Annotated in this window: 10 protein-coding genes; 6 read left to right on the plus strand and 4 right to left on the minus strand. The window is 67.2% G+C overall.

Annotation, left to right across the window (positions count from 1 at the left end; all coding sequences use genetic code 11):
- Position 1 precedes the first annotated feature (1 nt).
- Together AC5RUM_RS00875 and AC5RUM_RS00880 are read right to left on the minus strand one after the other, a co-directional pair.
- Entirely contained in the window at positions 2-454 is a 453-nt protein-coding gene (locus tag AC5RUM_RS00875; protein ID WP_494033168.1) for a hypothetical protein, read from the minus strand.
- The gene (locus tag AC5RUM_RS00880; RefSeq protein WP_494033169.1) at positions 451-3,642 is read right to left on the minus strand and encodes an efflux RND transporter permease subunit; all 3,192 of its coding nucleotides are present in this window, start codon (positions 3,640-3,642) and stop codon (positions 451-453) included. Before AC5RUM_RS00880 ends, AC5RUM_RS00875 begins: the two co-directional genes overlap by 4 nt.
- 444 nt (positions 3,643-4,086) lie before the next feature.
- On the opposite strand from AC5RUM_RS00880, the gene AC5RUM_RS00885 reads away from it, so the two are divergent.
- The 4 genes from AC5RUM_RS00885 to AC5RUM_RS00900 all read left to right on the plus strand — a co-directional run bounded on the left by AC5RUM_RS00885 (position 4,087) and on the right by AC5RUM_RS00900 (position 12,610).
- The gene (locus AC5RUM_RS00885; RefSeq protein ID WP_494033170.1) at positions 4,087-4,782 is read left to right on the plus strand and encodes a DUF4232 domain-containing protein; all 696 of its coding nucleotides are present in this window, start codon (positions 4,087-4,089) and stop codon (positions 4,780-4,782) included.
- A gap of 126 nt (positions 4,783-4,908) precedes the next feature.
- Positions 4,909-6,429, plus strand: a complete 1,521-nt coding sequence (locus tag AC5RUM_RS00890; protein WP_494033171.1) for an FAD-dependent oxidoreductase — start codon at positions 4,909-4,911, stop codon at positions 6,427-6,429.
- A 165-nt stretch (positions 6,430-6,594) separates the two neighbouring features.
- On the plus strand, positions 6,595-11,637 hold the full coding sequence (locus tag AC5RUM_RS00895; protein ID WP_494033857.1) for an ATP-dependent helicase: 5,043 nt from the start codon (positions 6,595-6,597) through the stop codon (positions 11,635-11,637).
- Complete coding sequence (locus AC5RUM_RS00900; protein WP_494033172.1) at positions 11,630-12,610, plus strand: DNA-formamidopyrimidine glycosylase family protein; 981 nt, start codon at positions 11,630-11,632, stop codon at positions 12,608-12,610. The genes AC5RUM_RS00895 and AC5RUM_RS00900 overlap by 8 nt, the downstream gene beginning before the upstream one ends.
- A gap of 115 nt (positions 12,611-12,725) precedes the next feature.
- Here AC5RUM_RS00900 and yczE read toward each other — a convergent pair whose 3' ends face one another.
- Entirely contained in the window at positions 12,726-13,358 is a 633-nt protein-coding gene (gene yczE, locus AC5RUM_RS00905) for a membrane protein YczE (protein WP_494033173.1), read from the minus strand.
- Positions 13,359-13,418: 60 nt separating this feature from the next.
- Here yczE and yczR point away from each other — a divergent pair, with 60 nt between their 5' ends.
- Positions 13,419-14,909, plus strand: a complete 1,491-nt coding sequence (yczR, locus tag AC5RUM_RS00910) for a MocR-like transcription factor YczR (protein ID WP_494033174.1) — start codon at positions 13,419-13,421, stop codon at positions 14,907-14,909.
- Between the two features lie 93 nt (positions 14,910-15,002).
- Positions 15,003-15,992 carry an RluA family pseudouridine synthase gene (locus AC5RUM_RS00915; RefSeq protein WP_494033858.1) on the plus strand — a complete coding sequence of 330 codons (990 nt, stop codon included), beginning with the start codon at positions 15,003-15,005 and terminating at the stop codon, positions 15,990-15,992.
- On the opposite strand, the gene AC5RUM_RS00920 is transcribed toward AC5RUM_RS00915, so the two are convergent.
- On the minus strand, positions 15,989-16,531 hold the full coding sequence (locus tag AC5RUM_RS00920) for an O-acetyl-ADP-ribose deacetylase (RefSeq protein ID WP_494033175.1): 543 nt from the start codon (positions 16,529-16,531) through the stop codon (positions 15,989-15,991). The genes AC5RUM_RS00915 and AC5RUM_RS00920 overlap by 4 nt on opposite strands.
- Between the last annotated feature and the right edge of the window lie 3 nt (positions 16,532-16,534).

A 16,534-nucleotide genomic window follows, 5' to 3' on the forward strand; every position in this document is an offset into this window, starting at 1 on the left:
GTCAATGGCCCTTCGTGCCGAACTCGGTTCCGAACAGTTCCGCAGCTCCCACGGTGACAACATCGGTTCCAACCGGCGGACCGGACCGGAGCTGGACCTTGTCGCCGGTGATCTTGTCCACAACCACCGCGGCCCGGATGTAGGTCCGCGGCTCCGGGCTGGTGTAAACCCAGGTCTTGCCGGCGCCGTCGTACATCAGCGAACCGTAAGGGACTTCCACGCCGCTGCCGGTGCCTTTGGTGACCTTCTCCGTGGTCAGGTCAAGCCTTTCCACCGCCTTTTCTGTCAGCGTCAGCCGGTTCAGATCTGATCCCACCTTCTCCAGGGAGGCCGGAGCCTCCCCTGCAGGCGCAGAGTCCGATTTCACTGCCGCACAGCCGGCAAGACTCAGTGACGCCGCGCTGGCCAGCACGAGAACAGAACGCCAGCCCCCAAAACCACTATTGCTTTTCATGACAATTCCGACCTCTCTGACAGAACCGGTCCGTTGTTAATCACCAATGAGCTCCCCCAGTCCGTGTTGGCGGCCGGACCAAAACGCAGGAAGAGGATCGGCAGGATATACAGTGTCAGCAGGGCGGACGTGATCAGACCGCCCCACAGGATGAGCGCCATTGGAAGCAGCATGGCCGTGGCAACGGGCCCGCCCAGCAGCACCAGCGGCACCAGCGCCAGGGCGGTGATGATGGCCGTCAGCACTGTCGGCTGCAGCCGCTCCGATACCGCACGCTTCATCTGCTCAGCCGAGGACGCCGTCGGGTCCTTGAGCTGCATCGACTGGTAAGTACCCATGAGCATGACCGCATCGCGGACCGCGACGGCGAGCACAGCCGCCAGGGCTACCAGCACGTACAGGGAACCGAAGCCCCCACTCAGCCAGGCTGCAATGACGCCTCCCACCAATGCGACAGGCAGCAGAACGAATACCAGCGCTGCGAGCCGCCAACTGCCCAGAACCGTCAGCAGCAGCACCAGAATGCCCGCCGCCGCTGCAGCGGCCAACCAGACCATCAGGTCACCGGCTGCCTGCTGCTCGCCGAACTTCTTGGGGATCTCGGCGTGATATTCAACGGGGAACTGCATACCCCTGATCGCGTTCTGAATGTCTGCGGTCACATCGCCGAGGCTCCTGCCTTCGATGTCAGCCACCACGTCGATCCTCCTGGAGGTGTCATCGTGGCTGATCACTGTTTGGTTGGGGCTGAGCCGGATGTCGGCGACGTCGCCGAGACGGATCTGTCCGCCTTCCGGCTTGTCAATCAGCAGGTCCCGAACATTGCTCAAGCTGTGACGTGTCGCAGGCGTACCCTTGACGACGACCTGGAACACCTTTTGCTGCTCGAACAGGTAACCCACCTCAATGCCCTGGAGGACAGTGGCAGCGGCGCGCCGCACATCACCGGGCTTGACGCCTTCCTGCTGGGCTTTGGCGAGGTCCACCTCAATCTCGGCAACAGGCTGAGAAGGCGTGGCCTCCACGGTCGGGTTAACCACTCCTGCCGTGCGCGACAGGATGTCGCGGATTTCGTTGGCTTTCTCCTGCAGGATTGACAGGTCGATGCCATAGACGCGCACCCTGAACTGCTGGTCGTCGATAGCGCTGGCTGCGGCCACCTGCTGCTCAGGATAGGTGGTGACGTTGGCCGTCATGCCCGGGTAGCCCTCCACGATCCCCCGGACATCGGCCCGGACGTTCGCAATGTTCGCGCCGTCTTCCATGGTGATCCAGAGTTCGCCGGAGTTCACATCGGATGACGCATCCGAGGTAATGGCGCGTCCTACGTGGCCGCCCACCCGTGCTACTCCCTCGATGTTTGTCAGCTCCTCGCCGGCTTTGGTCATCAGCCGGTTCATAACGTCCGGCCCTGTTCCGCCGGACGCGTTCAACTCAACGAGGAGACTGCGGTCAGGAACGGCGCTCACGATCGGCAATTGCCTGGTCAGCCCCGGCACCAGCGCCACGGCTATTATGGCCAGCACGGCTGCCACGGATGCGACCAGAACGGCCACGCCCTTGGTGAAGGATCCCGTTGACCTCCGGTAGCGGTCACCCAGCTTATGCAAGAACGACCTTTTCGCCTGTGGCCGCTGGCGGCCGCGCAACACGAGGCTTCCCAGTGCAGGCGTGACCGTCAGTGCAACCAGCATTGCCACGGCGGTGGCGAGCAGATAGCTCAGCACCAGCGGCTTCAGGAATGCCCCGTCCACGCCGGGCACGAACAGCGCAGGAGCGAGCGCCAGCAGCGCTACCAGGCCTGCGAACAGGACGGGGACACGGGAGCGCTGCAGCCCGTGGGCAAGCAAAGCCTCCCGGGACAGCCCTTCATTCGCGGCGTCCCTCCGGAAGCTGTGCAGGTCCAGAATGATGTCACCCACCACAACGATGAGCGCCAACGTGAGGCCGGCAAATGCCATCGTATTCAGCACTGCTCCCTGGAATTGCAGCACCAGGGCTGCACCCATTGCGGCCACGGAAATGGCAACAAGTGCGAGCAGGGCGTACCGCCAGGACCGGAAGGCCAGTCCGATGGCAGCCACCACGACCAACAGGCTCACCAGCAGTGCCACGCCAAGTCCACTGGCGGCGGATTCGAGGAACGACGCCGGACGGAAGACGGTTGAATCGACGGTGATCCCTGACAGGCCGGGGCGCAGGCCGTCCAGAACTTCCTCAACGCCTGCAGTCACCTCCGCGACGCTGGTGTCCGGGAATTTCTCGATCACCAGAAGCAGGCCTGGAGACTTTCCGGTCACTGCGTCGCCGATCAGCGGCTGGTGGTCCTCAACCAAGGTCGTCACATCGGACAGCTTCAGGGACCCGTTTTTGCTGCCCTCAATGCTGACCTTGCCAAGATCCTCCGGAGTGCGGATCGGAAGGACGTGCTGGATACCGATCCGCTGGTTTGCGGATTCCAGGAATCCGCCCGTTCCCGGGGTTGACGCCTCCAAGAAGCTCAGCGGTGAAACCCACACAGCGTTGCCGGCCGTCTCCACCACCTGGTTCAGGCTTACATCTTGGGCCCGGAGCTTCGCCGGGTCGACCTGGACCTGAAGCTGCTGCTCGCGCTGGCCGAAGATGGAGACGTTGGCCACCCCGGGAACACCCATGAGTGCGGGCTTGATGTCCCAGCGGGCCAGCACCGACATATCGATGGCTGAGACGTCTTCCGACGTCATTTCGACCATCATCACCCGGCTCGTGGAGGACAGCGGCTGCATCAGTACCGGAGGAGCCGAGACGTTAGGCAGAGCGTGGGCCTGCGTCAGGCGTTCGGCCACCAGCTGCCTTGCACGCAAAACATCCGTCCCGGGCTCAAAGACCATCTCAATGGACGACAGGCCGGGAACGGACACGGAACGGATTTCATCGAGCCAGGCGACCCCGTTAAGCAGGTCCGCCTCCATAGGTGAGGTGATGAGCTGTTCGACTTCCACGGCGGACAGGCCCAACGCCTCGGTTTGAATTTCCACATGCGGTGGAGAAAATTCGGGAAGATTATCCACTGGCATGGACGGCAGGCTGGTCAACCCAAGCCCTAAAATGCCGGCCGCAGCGGCCAATACGATCAAACGAAACTTAAGACTCCAGCGGACAAGCCAACCGGTCATATCCTCAGCCCCCATCGTTATTGGAACGGGCATCTCTGCCAGGTTCCAATTACTGATGCGCCTTATTCAGGATCACGCGCAGCGGCGTTGCTGCGTGTGAATGCCGAGCTGCCTCCCTCAACCCTGCACGTCCCCGACATCGGGGACGATGCTGGCCGCGCTGTGATGGATCAGGCGCGGCCAGACGGAGAGCTATTTTCTTATCCGAATAGATTTATTCAATTCTCGGGCAAGTAAGACCACGCTCATTCTGACATAGGGAAATGGGCTATCCAAGGACTTTTAGCCCCTTGTGGCGGCATTTTTTCGGGTGGCAAAAGATTTATCGTTGCATCTATAACTGCAGGCCCAAGAGCCCCCGACTTAACCGTCGCCATGACCCCTCGTCGTGGTGCTGAGGTCACAATCAGGGAACCAAATCCGCCACGCGGTCCTGCCTTCGTTGACTCCGGCGGTGCTGACCGCAAAGTTAGACCCATGAGGCTTCAGCGAATCCCCACCGGACTGGCAGGCACGACGGCGGCTGCCGCACTGGCGCTCTTGCTCACGGCCTGCGGGCCGAGCCAACCCTCCGGCCAGGCAAGCCCGGAGCAGACGACGGGCCCTGCCGAAGCAAGCAGCAGCGCAAGCCCGGGGGCCGCCGAAACGTCGGACCCGCCGTCGTCCTCCGCTGCCACCCCTCCTTCCATCCCGGCACCCTCCAAGCCAGCGACGACTGGCGCGGCAGCAACGCCAGGTTCCACAGCCGCCGGCGCGCAACTGTGCAAGGCATCAGCGCTGAAGGCCAGCACGGATGCCACCGGCGGGGGCGCAGCAGGCAGCGTCTACATGCGGCTGATCCTGACCAACAGCGGCACCGTACCCTGCCACCTCAAGGGCTTCCCCGGCGTTTCGCTGACCAACGGTGCCGGCGGCCAGCCGATCGGCGCACCGGCCAGTCGGGATGCGACAACACCGGTCAGCGACGTCCTACTGGCCCCCGGTCAGTCCGGCTCAGCCACGCTGCGCTACACCCAGGCCCGCAACTACCCGGACTGCGTCCTGGCCCAGGCGGCCGGCTTACGGATCTACCCGCCCGAGGACACCGCATCCCTCTTCGTGGCCAGACCTTCGGACGCCTGCAGCAATGCCTCCATCGAACTCCTCAGCATCGGGGCGTTTCAGCGCAGTTAGCTCCGGTGTTCCTCCACCCCGATTCCGTAAGTACACTTACGAATACTCGGAGGCCTTACCCGCCCGGCAGGGCCTGCGGCGCGAGTGCTCCGCGATGCAGCTACGGTTGAAGGCAGGTTGATTTGCATGACGTCGCTCTGGTTGGACCGCACCGATACTTTCAGCGGAGATGACTTCCGCCAAGGCGCCGCCTATGACACTGTTGTCGTCGGCGCGGGCCTCACCGGGTTGGTAACCGCGCTCCTGCTTGCACGCTCGGGGAAAAACGTCCTCGTGCTCGAAGCGAGGACGCCCGGGGCAGTAACCACCGGGAACACGACCGCGAAGGTCACCCTGCTGCAGGGGACTGTCCTCTCAGCGCTCCGTGCCCAATACTCCGCGAAAATGATCGATGCGTACGTGGCCGCCAACCGCGAGGGGCAGGCCTGGCTGCTGCGGTACCTCGAATCCAGCAACCTCCCGTACCAGGAGCGTGACGCTTACACCTATGCCGCGACGCCGCAGGGCGCCGATAGGCTGCGCAAGGAACTGGCCGTGGCTTTGGCCGCGGGGGTCGAAGTGGACTATGTGCGGAACCCCGGGCTCCCTTTCCCGGTCCACGGTGCGGTGCGCCTCCGCGGCCAGGCACAGATCAATCCCATGGATGCCATCCTTGCCCTGGCCAGGGACGTTCGTTCGCATGGCGGCAGCGTGGTCACCGGCGTCCGGGTCCAGAAAGTAGGCGGTACCGGGCCGTCCACGGTTGAGACGGACCGCGGAACCGTTCGCGCCAACGAGGTTGTACTCGCCACCGGAACGCCCATCCTGAACCGTGGCCTGTATTTTGCCAAGCTCAAGCCGGGACGCTCCTATGCTGCGGCGATGGAACTGGCGGACTCCACTGCGCCCCCGGACGGCATGTATCTGTCCGTGGAGCACCCCGTCCGGTCGCTGCGAGACTACCCTGCCGACGGCCGGCGCCTGTTGCTCGTAGGCGGCAACGGCCATCCCGTGGGACGGGCGGAATCGGAGCAGGCCCACCTGGACGAACTGCTGGCCTGGGCACACTCGCACTATCCCGGTGCCACGGTGACACACACTTGGTCCGCCCAGGATTACCAGTCCGTCAACCTCATGCCCTTCTTCGGCAAACTCCCCCGCGGGCGGGGCCGGATCTTCTTCGCCACCGGCTACAACAAGTGGGGAATGACCAATGCCGTTGCGGCGTCCCTGGGTATCGCCGCGGATATCCTCGGCGGCCAGCTGGAGTGGGCCAACACTATCCACCGCCGCGTCACGGCCCCTCCCGGGGCTGCGTCCGCCGTGTCGCTGAACGCCGGTGTGGCAGCCACCCTGGCAAAGGACTGGGCACGGGCCGGACTGCAGAAGCTGCCGCAGCAAGGCACAACCCCGCCCGCGGAGGGGACGGGCACCGTTGCGCTCCGCGGGCGCAAGCCCGTCGCCACGTCCACCGTGAACGGGACGACGTGTTCCCTGTCCGCCGTCTGCACGCATCTTGGCGGCATAGTGCACTGGAACGACAACGAGAAATCCTGGGACTGCCCCCTGCACGGTTCCCGTTTCAGCAGCGACGGCACGTTGCTGGAAGGACCGGCCACGCACAACCTGCAGCCTGCGGCGGAGTCAGGTCCGAAAGACAACGGCTAAAGCGCCCGTCCCTCGGATCAGTGCTGGGCGCCTTCCGGTGGCCGGTGCCGGCCAAGGTGACCGCCAGTCGACGGCGGCCATACTGTCGCTGCCTTGAGGCATGATGGAGGCATGCAGTCGCAGGGGCCCGCCGGCACATCCGGCGGCACATCTTCGGTGGACTCCATGGGCCAGTTCAGCCGGCCCACCAGGGAGTGGTTCCTCGGCGCTTTCTCCGAGCCGACCCCTGCCCAGCACGGTGCCTGGAACGCCATTTCCTCGGGATCGCACGCGCTGGTCGTCGCCCCCACCGGTTCGGGGAAGACGCTCGCCGCCTTCCTGTGGGCCCTAGACAGACTGCTGGTTGCCGGGGCAACGGCCAGCGGCCCCGCAGAGCAGGAGGACAGCCAAAAGGCCGACGGCGGGAAGCCTCCCGCCCCCGCCAAACAGCCCCGAGCCAGGCCGCCAAAGCGGAAAACCCGTGTCCTGTACATTTCGCCGCTCAAGGCGCTTGGCGTCGACGTCGAACGCAACCTCCGTTCACCCCTGATCGGCATCACGCAGACGGCCAAGCGGCTGGACCTGCCGGCCCCGCTGATCACCGTGGGCGTCCGGTCCGGGGACACGACGGCGTCTGACCGCCGCGCCCTGCTCAGCAACCCGCCGGATATCCTCATCACCACTCCGGAATCGCTGTTCCTCATGCTGACGTCCAGGGCGCGGGAAACCCTCAGCGAGGTGGACACCATCATTGTGGACGAAGTCCACGCTGTGGCCGGCACCAAGCGAGGGGCCCACCTCGCCGTTTCACTCGAGCGCCTCGATGCGCTGCTGCCCAAACCGGCCCAGCGGATCGGCCTGTCCGCCACAGTGGAGCCCCGGGAGCTCGTCGCGCAGTTTCTGGCTGGCTCGGCTCCCGTCGAGATCGTGGCCCCGCCGTCCCGCAAGAACTGGGATCTCACCGTATCTGTCCCTGTGGAGGACATGTCGGATCTCCAGGGCGCGGCCGGAGCCTTCGATTCAGGTCCTGCCTCGGGGCTGCAGCCGCAGGCCTCCATCTGGCCGCATGTGGAGGAGAAGATCGTGGACCTGGTGCTGGCGAACCAGTCCACCATCGTTTTCGCCAACTCCAGGAGGCTCGCCGAACGGCTGACCGCGCGGCTGAATGAGATCCATGCCGAGCGTCAGCTCATGACTGTCGGGGGCGGTTGGGAGGAGCCGGCGCCCGACCTGTCCGGCTCCCTCCCGACCTCCACAGCCACCCCCGCCCACATGATGGCGCAGGCAGGAAGTACCTCCGGCGCCGAGCCGCTGCTGGCCAGGGCCCACCACGGCTCCGTCTCCAAGGACCAGCGCGCGCTCATCGAGGATGACCTGAAATCCGGACGGCTGCGCTGCGTGGTGGCCACGTCGTCCTTGGAACTCGGCATCGACATGGGCGCCGTGGACCTTGTTGTCCAGGTGGAGTCGCCGCCGTCCGTGGCCAGCGGGCTGCAGCGCGTGGGCCGTGCCGGACACCAGGTGGGCGAGATCTCGCAGGGCTACCTCTTTCCGAAACACCGGGCCGATCTCGTCCATACAGCGATCACCGTGGAGCGCATGCTGGACGGCAAGATCGAGCGGCTCAGCGTTCCGGCGAACCCCCTTGACATCCTGGCCCAGCAGACCGTCGCGGCAACGGCCCTGGGCAGCATCGATGTGGAGGAATGGTTTGCCACCGTGCGGCGCTCCGCACCGTTCGCCACGCTCCCGCGCTCCGCCTTCGAAGCCACCCTCGACCTGCTGGCCGGACGCTACCCGTCCGACGAATTCGCCGAGCTCCGGCCCCGCATCATCTGGGACCGCAACGCCGGAACCATCGAGGGAAGGCCAGGCGCGCAGCGCCTCGCCGTCACGTCCGGAGGCACCATTCCCGACCGGGGGCTGTTCGGCGTCTACATCATCGGCACCGAAGTTGAGGGATCGGCCTCACCTTCCGGCGGGGACGCCGCCGGCAAGGCATCCGGCACGTCCTCTCCCGCAAAGGGCGGCCGGCGCGTCGGCGAGCTCGACGAGGAGATGGTCTACGAATCCAGGGTCGGTGACATCTTCGCCCTCGGCGCCACGAGCTGGAAGATCGAGGACATCACGCACGACCGCGTGCTGGTCTCGCCCGCCTTCGGCCAGCCCGGCAAACTGCCATTCTGGAAGGGCGACTCTTTGGGGCGGCCCGTTGACCTCGGCCGCGCCCTTGGCGCGTTCGTCCGGGAACTGTCAGCGTCCGACGTCGGCCCGGCAACCGAACGCTGCAAGGCCAGCGGCCTTGACGACTTCGCCGCCAACAACCTGCTCCAGTACCTCAATGAGCAGAAGCTGGCCACCGAAGTGGTGCCCAGCGACACCACGCTGGTGGTGGAACGCTTCCACGATGAACTCGGCGACTGGCGGGTGATCCTGCACAGCCCGTTCGGGATGCCCGTCCATGCCCCCTGGGCACTGGCCGTGGGCCAGCGCCTCCAGCAGCGCTACGGCCTGGACGGCTCCGCCATGGCCGCCGACGATGGCATCGTGCTCCGCGTTCCCATGATGGAGGATGAACCACCCGGCGCGGAGCTCTTCCTCTTTGACCCGGAAGAGCTCGAGCAGATCGTGACGGCCGAGGTTGGTGGCAGCGCCCTGTTCGCCTCACGCTTCCGGGAATGCGCGGCCCGTGCCCTGTTGCTGCCGCGGCAAACCCCGGGCAAACGGCAACCACTGTGGCAACAGCGCCAGCGGTCCGCCCAGCTGCTCGACGTCGCACGGAAGTACCCGGCGTTCCCCATCGTCCTGGAGACTGTGCGCGAGTGCCTGCAGGATGTCTATGACCTGCCGGCCCTGAAGGAGATCGCCACATCCGTTGAACGCCGCGAGCTGCGCATCGTCCAGACCACCACCCAGCAGCCGTCGCCGTTCGCCAAGTCCCTGCTGTTCGGCTACGTGGCCCAGTTCCTCTACGAGGGAGATTCTCCGCTGGCGGAGCGCAGGGCCGCCGCGCTGGCCCTGGATTCCACGCTCCTCAACGAACTCCTCGGCCGCGTGGAGCTGCGGGAACTGCTGGATGCCAGGGTCATCGAAGCGACCGAGCGCGAGCTGCAGCGTCTTGCTCCGGACCGCAAGGTGCGGGGCGTCGAAGGGGTCGCCGACCTGCTGCGGCTGCTGGGCCCGTTGTCGCCGGATGAAGTCGCAGCCAGGCTCGAACCTGTTGAACCTGCCGACACCGGGCTGGCGGAACCTGTCGAAACTAAGCCGACAGCCGAGCATGCCGACAGCCCCCCGTCCGAGGCCACGCTGGCGGACGCGGCCTCGCATCTCTCCGCACTCCAGCGGGCCAACCGCGCCATCAGGGTGAGCGTCGGGGGCGTTGAACGCTACGCGGCGGTGGAAGACGCCTCCCGGCTGCGGGATGCCATTGGGGTTCCCCTTCCCATGGGTGTGCCCCTGGCCTTCATCGAGCCGGTGGCTGATCCCCTCGGCGACCTCGTCTCCCGGTATGCGCGAACGCATGGTCCGTTCACCGCCACGGAGGCCGCAGCGCGGCTCGGGCTTGGCGTCGCCGTCGTGGGCACTGCGCTGAAACGGCTCGCCGCCGACGGCCGCGTCGTAGAGGGTGAGTTCCGGCCCCATATCGAGCCGGCGGCGGAGCCCACGCCGGATGCATCCGGAAGGCAGAGCGACGGCGGTTTTGCGGCGGCCGGGGCCGAAGACCATACCGGCGCCGATTCGCCTGCCGGGACGGTTCCGCCGTCCACCGTCGTGCTGCCCGCCCAGAGCGAATGGTGCGACGCCGAAGTGCTGCGCAAGCTCCGCCGTCGTTCCCTGGCCGCGCTGCGGGCGGAAGTGGAGCCCGTCGACGCGACAGCCTACGGCCGGTTCCTGCCCGCCTGGCAGAACGTGCGAAGTCCGGGAACCCGTCGAGGCCAACCGGCGCTGCGCGGGCTGGACGGAATAGTCACTGCCATCGACCAGCTCTCCGGGGTGCCCGTTCCGGCGTCGGCCTGGGAGCCGCTTGTGCTGGCCAGCCGTGTGTCCAACTACCAGCCCGCCATGCTGGACGAGCTCATGGCAGCCGGCGAGGTCCTCTGGTCCGGTGCAGGCTCCCTGCCCGGCAACGACGGCTGGATCAGCATGCATCTGGCCGATTCGGCGGAGCTGACGCTGAATCCGGCCATCGACTTCGAACCCGGTGATGCCCAGCGCAGGCTGCTGGACCACCTGCAGACCGCCGGGGGCGGCTACTTCTTCCGGCAACTTACCGACATTGCTGGCGGAATGGACGCCGTGCTCAGCGATCAGGACGTGGTGTCCGCGCTGTGGGACCTGGCGTGGGCGGGCCGCGTGACGGGTGATACGTTCGCGCCCGTCCGCGCCCTCATCGCCGGCGGGCACACGGCCCACCGACAGGTAGCCCGGGCTCCCCGCGCCCGTGCTCCGCGGATGAGCAGGCTGGGACGCTCACATGGAACGGGCCTGCTGGGTTCGCCGGGCCTTTCCGGCGGGCGGTACGGCGCCGTCACCGGACAAGCCCCGACGCCGCCGCTGGCTGCGGGACGGTGGTCCGCCCTCCCCTCCCCTGAGCTCGATGCCACCATTCACGCCCGTGCCACAGCAGAACTGCTCCTGGACAGGTACGGTGTCGTTACCCGCGGTTCGGTCATGGCGGAAAACATTCTGGGCGGCTTCGGACTCATGTATAAGGTGCTCGCGCGACTGGAGGAGGCCGGACGCTGCCGCCGCGGTTATTTCATCGAGCACCTCGGAGCGGCCCAGTTCGCCGTTCCTGCCACAGTGGACCGCCTGCGCTCCTATTCTGAGGACACCCAGCTTGCCAAGCCGGAACCCGTGGCTTTGGCCCTCGCCGCCACGGACCCGGCCAACCCCTACGGCGCCGCGCTGCCCTGGCCGGCCCTGAGCATCGAAGCCGGCAGCGGCCACCGTCCCGGCCGCAAGGCAGGAGCGCTGGTGGTGCTGGTCGACGGCGCCCTGGCGCTGTATGTGGAACGCGGCGGCAAGACACTCCTCGTTTTCACGGAGGACGATGCGGTGCTGGCAGCCGCCGCCGCGGCGCTGGTCGATGTCGTGAAACGCGGCGCCGTGGACAAACTGGTCATGGAGAAGGTCAACGGCCACAGCATCCTGGACACACCGGCCGCCGCGGCTTTGACGGCGGCGGGCGCCTACTCCACGCCGAAGGGACTGAGAATCCGTGCCTGAGGGTGATTCGATCTGGCGCGCCGCCCATCAGCTCTACGGCGCCCTCGCGGGCCAGAAACTGACGGCCTCGGACTTCCGCGTGCCGCGCTATGCCACGCTCAACCTCCGGGGCTGGACAGTGGAGGAAGTGGTTCCGCGGGGCAAGCACCTGCTCATGCGGCTGGCCGGTCCGGACGGTGAACGGCTGACCATCCACTCCCACCTCAAGATGGAAGGCAGCTGGCAGGTCTACCCGCCCGGCGGACGCTGGCGGAAGCCGGGGTTCACCGCCCGGTGCGTGCTGCGCACGCCGGTGGCGGACGCCGTCGGCTTTTCCCTCGGGCTGCTTGAAGTCATCAAAACCTCCGAGGAGGACAAGGCCGTGGGGTATCTGGGGCCGGACCTCCTGGGCCCGGACTGGGATCCGACGGAGGCGGAGCGGCGCGTGGCAGCAGCGCCGGACGTTCCGATCGGTGTGGCGTTGCTGGACCAGCGAAACCTCGCCGGCATCGGCAACATCTACCGCTGCGAGGCCTGCTTCCTTTCGGGAATCCACCCTGCCTCGCCGGTCTCGGCCGTGACGGACCTGCCGGCCCTGTTCGACAATGCCAAACAGCTGCTCGAAGCCAACCTCGGCCCGGGCCGGCGCACCACCGTGCTGAATGCGCGAGGCACGCCGGCAGGCAGGGCCGCTGGCCGCCCCGGGTACTGGGTTTACCGGCGTGAGCACCAGCCATGTCTCCGCTGCCGGACTCCCATCCGTCATGGCGTGCTGGGCCGGACCGTGCCCCGCAGTGGATCACCGGCGTCCATCCCGGCCTCCGGTGTGCAGGGTGGGGGCGCGCCGCGTGGGGGCGCGTCGGGCAGGGGCGCGCCGGGCGCGGGTGAACCTTCGGGTAATCCGGCGGCAGGCGTGCCGGAGCTGGTCACGGAGGAGCGCGACATCTATTTCTGCCCGAAATGCCAGCCGCTGTTGGGCGCGGCCGACGCCTGACACCCGCAACGGCATCCGAGCCGGTGCTGCCCCTCCCGACGCGCAAATTGCCACGGGATGCGCAAAAGGTCCGGCGACGCTGGTATTCCCGTCGCGTCCGGTCATATGGGTGTCGTCAGACCGTTTGGGTAGCATCAGCCGTCCGCGCCGCTTCTGACGCAGCTGGAACTGCAGCCGGGACCATGAAGTACGGCAGCAGGATTTGCACCAGCGGCCCGATCGCCAGCGCATACACCACGGTACCCACGCCGACGGATCCGCCAAGCAGCCAGCCCGCGCCAAGAACCACCACCTCGATCAGCGTCCTGGAAACCCGGACGGACCATCCCGTGCGCCGGGCCAATCCGGTCATGAGGCCGTCACGCGCGCCCGGACCAAACCGTGCGCCGATGTAGCAGGCGGAAGCGATGCCGTTGAGCACCACGGCGCCGGCGAGCAGGGCGATCTGGCCTCCCAGGTGCGAAAAATCGGGGATCAGGGCGAGGCCGATGTCGGCGAATAGGCCCACGAGCACGGCGTTGCAGAGCGTTCCGAATCCGGGCCACTGCTTCAGCGGAATCCACAGCAGCAGCACCAGGAAGCTGACGATGATCACCACCGCCCCGATGCTCAAACCGGTCCTGCCAGCGAGTCCCTGATGGAACACGTCCCACGGATCCAGGCCCAGCCCGGCGCGGATGAACATGGCCAGTGAGATGCCGTACATGGCAAGGCCGGTGAAGAGCTGGAGCAGTCTGCGAGTCATCATTGACTCATCTTGGGTTACAACTGGCCTTGTTTTCCATGGCCAGTTTGAAATACTGGCCTTATGTCCGGCTCCCTCAGCCCCGCAGCACTCGCACGCCTCCTGGGCCAGTGGCACCGTGGTGCGTCCCCCGCCTACCGCGAACTGGCCGACGTCGTCCGTCTTCTCGTGCTCGACGGCCGCATTCCCCTGGGAACCGCGCTCCCGAGCGAGCGGACCTTGTCCGACACCCTGGACGTCAGCCGGACCACCGTGACCGCCGCCTACGCCAGCCTGCGCGAACAAGGATTCCTGAGCAGCGGCCAGGGCACCCGCGGCCGCACCTGCCTTCCCCGCAGCTCCGGCGCGGGCTCAGGCACAGAGGCAGGCGCCGAGACAGGTAAAGCATTTTCGGGCGCTCCCGGCCTCGCCGTCCCCGACGGGGTCATCGATCTCGCCTACGCATCCCTCCCGGCCAGCGGCGAGGTGGTGCACCGGGCCTTTGCTTCGGCGCTGACCGAACTGCCGGCGCTCCTGCCCGGATTCGGCTATGACGCCCTGGGCGTCCCAGCGCTCCGGGAGGCCATCGCTGCCCGCTACTCCGCCGTCGGGGTGCCCACCGCACCGGCCCAGATTCTGGTGACCTCGGGAGCCCAGCATGCCCTGAATATCGTGCTGCGGGCGATGGCCGGCAAGCAGGACAGGGTGCTGGTGGAGCAGCCAACGTATCCAAACGCCCTCGATGCCATCCGGGCGCAAGGCTGCCGGATGGTCCCCGTGGCACTGCCCCCCGCGCCTGATTCCGGGTGGGACCTGGACTCGGTGGAGACCGCCCTGATGCAGCAGCGGCCCAAGCTGGCATACATCGTCCCCGACTTCCACAACCCCACAGGACGGCTCATGCCCGACGCCCAGCGACGCCGGCTGGTCCGCGCCGCCGCGGCGTCGGGCACGGTGCTGGTGGCGGACGAGACCCTGCGGGAACTGAACCTCGACGGCGGAGCCGCGGCGCCGCTGGCAGCCTTCAGTCCCGCGGTGGTTTCCATCGGATCGCTGAGCAAGTCGCACTGGGCGGGGCTTCGCACAGGCTGGATCCGGGCCTCCGAAAGCATGATCCAGCACTTCGCCGCCGCCAGGACCACGATGGATCTCGGCGGCCCGGTGGTGGAGCAGTTGGCCGCGGCCCACTTGGTCCGGGCCCTGGAGGAGCCGCTGCCGGCGCGCCTGGCCGCACTCAGGGAAAGCCGGACGGCGCTGCTGGAGCTGCTCGGCGCCCACCTGCCGCAATGGCAGCCCGAAAGGCCCGACGGCGGCCTGGCCGTCTGGTGCCGGCTGCCCTCCGCCAGCAGCACGGCGCTGACCGTGATCGCGCCCGACTTCGGCATCCGCCTCGCAGCCGGACCGCGCTTCGGCGTGGGCGGCGTCTTTGAGAACCACCTCCGCGTGCCGTTCACCCTGCCGCCGGACAAGCTGGAGCAGGCGGTCCTGGCACTGCGCTCGGCCCAGGACCGGCTGGACGCCTCCCCGCAGCTGCGCAGAACCCTCAGGGATTCCCCGGCCGTGGCCATCGCCTGACCCCCGGGGATCAAGCAGTCGGAGACGGGTCACCCGGGGCTGGGCCGCCTGACCCGTCCGCCACCGCGGCCCGGCACGTAGAATGGACCGGTGATGCAATCCCCCCTCCCCGTGCGCGACGGCGTGAACGCAACCCGCCTGCGCCTGCCGGACGAGGGGCCGTGGGACACCGCGATGGACTACATGATGCACCGCTGGGGCCACATCGACCCGCAGGGCATCGAGGACAGGTTCGACGCCGGCGAGATCGTGGGCGAGGGCGGCATCCCCCTGGACCGCCGGACGCGGCTCGAGGACCACACATTCATCTGGTACTACCGCACCCTCCCGCCCGAGACGCGGCTGCCCGTCGAGCTGAACATCCTGCACCAGGACGATCACATTCTCGTGGTGGATAAGCCCCATTTCCTTCCCACCACGCCCGGTGGAACCTACATCCAGGAATCCGCGCTGGTGCGGCTGCGGAACCAGCTGAACCTTCCGGACCTGATTCCCATGCACCGCCTCGACCGCATGACGGCCGGCATCCTGTTGCTCTCCACCAACCCGGAAACGCGCGGCAGATACCAGGTGCTCTTCGAGAAACGCGAAGTGCAGAAGGAATACGAGTGCGTGGCCGCCGCTGAGCCCGCGGCCGGGCACCCCGCCGTCGACTTCCCCGTCGTGGTGCGGAACCGGATGACCAAGTCCCGCAGCTACCTGCTCGCCGAGGTCATCGACGGCGAGCCGAATGCCGAGACCCGGATTGACCTGTTGAAGACCTTCGACGCCGTAACTGCCGACGGCGGGCAACCCACCACTGCGGTCCCCGCGGACACCGGGCCCTCCGGCCACCGGGCCCAGCGCCTCGGCCTCTACCGGCTGGAGCCACACTCGGGCAAGACCCACCAGCTGCGGGTGCACATGGCATCGCTGGGCCTGGGCATCCTGCACGATGCCTTCTATCCGGAGCTCCTGGACAAGGCCCCGGACGACTACACCAAGCCGCTTCAGCTCCTCGCCCGCGGGATCCGTTTCGTGGATCCGATGACCGGGAAGCCCGTGGAGTACCGGAGCCGGCTCGAGCTGAGCGAGGCCCGCTAGCCGCCGGTTTCATTCAGGGCCTGCCGGAAGATCTCGGCGGTCTCCTCGCTGAACAGCACGAATTCCACCAGCTCCACCCTTTGCTCACCGGCCTTCGGCGGACGGCCGGCGTAGGCGCGGACCGCCTGGATCCCCACCTGAGCCACGGTGCGGGCATCCCAGCCATAAACGCCTGCGCTGACAGCCGGAAACGCCACGGACCGCGCCCCGAGACCTTCAGCTATCCGCAGGCTCTGGGTGAAGCACGAGGCCAGCAGCGCCGGGTTGGTCTGGCCGGCGCTGCGGTTCGGCCCAACGGTGTGGATCACCCACTTCGCCGGCAGCCGGAACCCCGGCGTGGCAACGGCTTCACCAACCGCCAGGCCGTGCTGCAGTTCCCCGGCGCGGAGCCCGCGGCAGGCCTCCAGCAGTTCCGGCCCCGCTGCCCGGTGGATCGCGCCGTCCACGCCGCCGCCGCCCAGCAACGACGAATTCGCTGCGTTGACGATCGCGTCAACGGGCCGGCCGGTGATGTCGCCCTGAACAATGTCGATCTGCATGCA

The organism is Arthrobacter sp. B2060 (genome assembly GCF_059090445.1).